Consider the following 3,745-nt stretch of genomic DNA (forward strand, 5'->3'; position numbering starts at 1 on the left):
GTTTTCATGCATTTTCCCTGCGTGGTATTGGCCGGTTTCAGGATCACGGGATTGCCCGCTGCCAGCGCCGCGATGGCCGGATCGAGCAACAGGAGGATCGGCGCATTGAATGGCCCGATCACCAGTGTCACGCCGAAGGGTTCACGTCGGATCACACCGCGCTGGCCGAGCTTTGCCAGCCCCTCAGGGATTTCGACCTCTTCCGGTGCCATCAGCCGGTCCAGATTGTCGCGATAATAGGCGATATTTCCCATCGGCACAGTGATCTCGAACTGCTGTTCGAACGGCGGCTTGCCGAAATCTTGATGAAGTGCTGCACACCAGCGTTCGCGATGTTCAAGCAGCATGCGCTCCATTCTCGCGAGCTGATCTAGCCGCCAGTCGCGTGATTTCGTGCGGTCGCTGAGAAAAGCTGTTTTCTGGCGGTGGAATAGCGTCTCATACGGATTGTTCATATGTCCGGTTCCCCATTAGCGTGCAGGTGTTAACGGTCATTCACTCGACTTCATCCTGTGCTGCGAGGGCCGGTTCAGCTGTCATACCGCTGCTGTACTGTTGTTGTCCGGTGAAGTCGGTCTATTTATTTCCTTCGTTCTTTCCCTCGGCCAGCAGCTTTCCGTTCGACAGTTGTGCCCTGAGCATTGGCATCTTGTTCAAAAGATGGCTCGCTCATCAGAATCGCCCTATTGCCTGATTCCCTGCGCTATCCGGAGCCGTGCCGCACATAGCAGAAATATATGGGCACCTTCTCCAAGTCAAGCGGTGCTTAGCGATTTCTCCTTTCAAGTGTTGCAGTGCCCGCCAGGGGCACATGGTTATAGGATGATTAAAGTAGCTAACCCCAAGAACGACATAAAGCCGACCACATCGGTAACGGTGGTTAAGATGACGGCACCTGATAATGCGGGGTCTATTTGTAACCTTTTCAACACTAAGGGAATCAGCACGCCTGATAAGTTCGCTAGGCTCATATTCACAAAGATGGCCAGCGTAATCACCAGTGTAATCAGCGGATCGCCGAACCACAGGTAGGAAATACCACCAACGACGAGTGCCCACACCAAGCCGTTACTCATCCCCACCCACAGTTCTTTGTTATAGAGCCACTGTTTGTTATTACCGGCGAGCTGGCCGAGCGCTAGGCCGCGTATCACTACCGTGAGGGTTTGGCTGCCCGCAATCCCGCCCATACTCGCGACCACCGGCATCAGGATGGCTAGCGCTACAATTTGATCCAGGACCTCTTCAAACTGCCCAATTACGAAGGCCGCTAAAAATGCAGTGAGCAGGTTAATGCCCAGCCAAATGCCGCGGCTCTTTGCACTGCGCAGTATCGGAGTGAAGACTTCTTCTTCGTCGCTGACGCCCGACATGTGCTTTAACGTCATGTCAGCATCATCTTGGGTGATTTCTAATACATCAGCGGCGTTCAACTGGCCCACTAACAGCCCGTCGCTATCGCAAACCGGAACAAAAGGCAGCTCTTTAGAGCGGAGCAGTGCGGCAGCCTCGCTTACCTTCATCTGGTCATTGAGTGTGAAGGGGGCAACCATGTACTCATCAACGACGCTCTCCTGTGGTTGTTTGACTAGATCAATGAGCGTCAGCGTGCCCAACAGGCGCTTATCCTTGTCGGTAATCATGATCTGTTGCGATTCATCATCCAACAGCTGATGAATACGGATATAGCGCTGTACGGCTTCCAGCGATACGCCCTGTTTTACATTAACCGTTTCTGGGTCCATGTAACGGCCGACCACGTCATCTTCATAAGAATGCAGGTTCTCAACTTGGGCGCGGATCTCTTGATCTAAGCTGGCATAGACGGTCGTTTTGATCTCTTCGTCGGCGACGTCGAGAACTTCAGCCACTTCCTGGGCATCTAGGCCTTTTACGATTTGCTCTACATCGCTGGCAGAAAGGTCTTCAATGTAGTCGGCACGAATATCTTCATCGACTTCGGCGAGTACTTCGCCGAGCAGTGCTTCAGGAATGTACTCCCACAATCGGTCGCGAGTTTTGGTTGGAAAAGACTCGAGCGTGCGCGCAATCGATAAAATATCGAGTTCAGTAAACAGCTCGCTTAGGGCGGCGGTATCTTCCTCATCTAACCGTTTTTGAAGATAGAGCAGTTGCTCCTCTGAATTTGTGTATTTTTCCTCATCGCGCATAGAGCCCGTCCTTATTGGAAGCTTAGTGTTAAAGAAGTGCAAACTCCTGGCGGCTCGCTTTATGAATGTTATAGACAGGTAGGGTTGAAAGCCATGGAGGTACTGTGATGCAAGCACACGGTATACCAGCCCATATCGAGCCCAAGCAGCGCTACAGCTGGAAGTGGCGATCACTTCACTAAACGATGAACTATTCAGTCACACTTAGCTATGAGACGAAGGCTCTGGCCGGGTAGCCAGCCAAAGGGCAATCAGCATTAGTAGGGCCACCACTGCCCCGCTTAACCAGCCAGGCCCGAGTGACCAGACGGTGATTACGGCACTCAACGCTATCGTGCAAACGGCAAAAATCTTAGCGCGCTTGGGTATGGCGCGCTCTTGTTCCCAGGTAACCAGCAGCGGCCCGACATAGTGGCGGGAGCGAATCCAGGCCTCAAAACGTGGAGACCCCCTTGAGGCACAGTAAATAGCGATTAGCATAAACACGGTGGTCGGCAATAGGGGCAGAAAAATGCCTAATACGCCGATGCTAAAACTCATCCCTGCCAGCATTACCCACATGAGGCTGATCAGTCTCATTCTTGCTCCCCAATTGGCACACGGTAATGCATATATTGCCCGTTACGTATGGGATAAGTATGGACTTATATGAAGGCTTTGCCACTCTGCGGGATAGAGCTCGTTGGCTGCTGAACGTTATCTTAAGGCGTTAGGGCGAGAAGAGGGGCTGCAGCGTTACTGCTATTGATAGGCTGCAGCTCTACGTCATACACCTTGGCGATGGTGGCGGGGTCAAGCACTAGGGCGGGCGAGCCGTGAGCAATACGCTGGCCCTGATGTAACAGCCATACCCGATCGGCGTAGGTGCTGGCGAGATTGAGGTCGTGGAGCACGCAGACAATCGCCATATTGTGCCGTTCTGCCCAGGTGCGTAGTTGACGCATTAAGCGCTGTTGCTGGCCGATATCGAGTGCGCTAGTGGGTTCATCCAGCAGTAAAAGCCCGCCATCTTTAGCGGTAGGAGAGCGCCGTGAGAGTAGCTGGCAGGCACCTCGTGCAATCATTACCCGTTGGCGTTCACCGCCAGAGAGTGAAAGTACGCTGCGTTTAGCTAACTGCGTCAGATCTAGGTCATGCAGCAGTTCCGCAATCAGTGCATTGCTGGGGTTGCTGCCTAAGCTCACCAGCTCAAAGGTTTGCCAATCAAAGCCGGGCAACTCTTGCTGGGCGACCAGCGCCCGGCGATTGGCAAGCTCGTTGATTGGCCACTCACTCAGGCGTTTTCCATCCAGATGTAGCTCGCCCTGTTCACAGGGACGAAATCCCGACAGCATGCTGAGTAGTGTGCTTTTGCCCGCGCCGTTGGGGCCAACAATGGCGAGTAGCTCACCAGGGCGAAGGGTGCCGTCCAGCGGCGCGATTGAGGGCGTGGTGGTAAAACCCGCCTGATGTAGAGTTAGCATGCCCGGTTCCGACGCATTAGCAGGTAAAGAAAATAGGGGCCGCCCAGTAGGCTGGTTAACAGCCCGACGGGGATTTCGGCGGGCGCGCCGAGGGTGCGCGCCAGGGTGTCG

Annotated in this window: 5 protein-coding genes; all 5 read right to left on the reverse strand. The window is 53.9% G+C overall.

The annotated features are described in order from the left end of the window. Positions 1 to 455, reverse strand: a 455-nt coding sequence (locus tag INT22_RS05290; protein WP_193067831.1) for an aldehyde dehydrogenase family protein, incomplete at its 3' end; no start/stop codon positions are given. 360 nt (positions 456 to 815) lie between these two features. Then, the gene (mgtE, locus tag INT22_RS05295; RefSeq protein WP_193059549.1) at positions 816 to 2,171 is read right to left on the reverse strand and encodes a magnesium transporter; all 1,356 of its coding nucleotides are present in this window, start codon (positions 2,169 to 2,171) and stop codon (positions 816 to 818) included. Positions 2,172 to 2,375: 204 nt separating this feature from the next. Then, positions 2,376 to 2,750 carry a YbaN family protein gene (locus INT22_RS05300; protein WP_226912429.1) on the reverse strand — a complete coding sequence of 125 codons (375 nt, stop codon included), beginning with the start codon at positions 2,748 to 2,750 and terminating at the stop codon, positions 2,376 to 2,378. 122 nt (positions 2,751 to 2,872) lie between these two features. Then, positions 2,873 to 3,634 carry an ATP-binding cassette domain-containing protein gene (locus INT22_RS05305; RefSeq protein WP_193067832.1) on the reverse strand — a complete coding sequence of 254 codons (762 nt, stop codon included), beginning with the start codon at positions 3,632 to 3,634 and terminating at the stop codon, positions 2,873 to 2,875. Continuing rightward, positions 3,628 to 3,738 (reverse strand): iron chelate uptake ABC transporter family permease subunit, encoded by a 111-nt coding sequence (locus tag INT22_RS20285; RefSeq protein WP_226912431.1) that lies wholly within the window; start codon positions 3,736 to 3,738, stop codon positions 3,628 to 3,630. The genes INT22_RS05305 and INT22_RS20285 overlap by 7 nt, the downstream gene beginning before the upstream one ends. Positions 3,739 to 3,745 lie beyond the last annotated feature (7 nt).

The organism is Halomonas sp. 3D7M, assembly GCF_014897885.1.
GTDB lineage: Bacteria > Pseudomonadota > Gammaproteobacteria > Pseudomonadales > Halomonadaceae > Vreelandella.